This window comes from Marinobacter sp. UBA3604 (assembly GCF_002375325.1).
GTDB classification, from domain to species: domain Bacteria; phylum Pseudomonadota; class Gammaproteobacteria; order Pseudomonadales; family Oleiphilaceae; genus Marinobacter; species Marinobacter salarius.
Genome location: NZ_DFMB01000012.1, coordinates 3,230 through 4,006 on the forward strand (window position 1 = coordinate 3,230; position 777 = coordinate 4,006).

The window sequence follows — 777 nt, forward strand, 5'->3', positions numbered from 1 at the left end:
GGCACGTTCAAGAGCTGGACGGCGCTGCTGGCGATTTTCACGTTCTCACTCTCGTTACTGGGCACCTTCCTGGTGCGTTCAGGGGTACTTACCTCGGTTCATGCCTTTGCCAATGATCCATCTCGGGGGCTCTTCATTCTGGCGTTGCTGGGAATAACGGTCGGCGTCTCGCTGTTGATCTTTGCGCTACGGGCGCCGCGAATGAGCGCCAACGCGGGCTTTAGCTGGCTTTCCCGGGATGCTCTGTTGCTGATCAACAATATTTTGCTGGTCATCATGACGATCACGGTCCTGATGGGCACCCTGTACCCCTTGATCCTGGATGCACTCGGGCTGGGCAAAATCAGTATCGGCGCGCCTTACTTTAATAGCCTGTTCGTGCCACTGACCGTCATGCTTTGTGCCTTTATGGGGCTGGGGCCGGTCGCACGCTGGAAGCAGATGCCCGGTCGCGAGCTGTTCCGGCGACTACTGGGGGCGGGTCTGGCCGCACTGGCGATTGCGGTATCGATACCGTTTCTTTACAACGGCCAGTGGAATGTCGCCGTGGCGCTGGGGATGGTGGCGGCCCTGTGGGTAGTACTGGCGTTGGTGCGCGACCTGTTTGATAAAGTCCGCAATGCGTCCTCTGCGCTGGCCGGATTGCGTAAGTTGACCCCTTCATACTGGGGCATGGTGGTCGGCCACGTGGGCCTGGCCGTCACCATCGTGGGCGTGGTGATGGTGTCGAACTACGCCATGGAGCGTAATGTGCGGCTTGATATCGGTGAGCAGGTG

Annotated in this window: 1 protein-coding gene; it reads left to right on the forward strand. The window is 59.3% G+C overall.

The genetic code is table 11. The annotated features are described in order from the left end of the window. Window positions 1–777 (forward strand): cytochrome c-type biogenesis CcmF C-terminal domain-containing protein (locus B2590_RS02980; protein ID WP_286847844.1); only part of this gene is annotated, 777 nt, incomplete at both ends.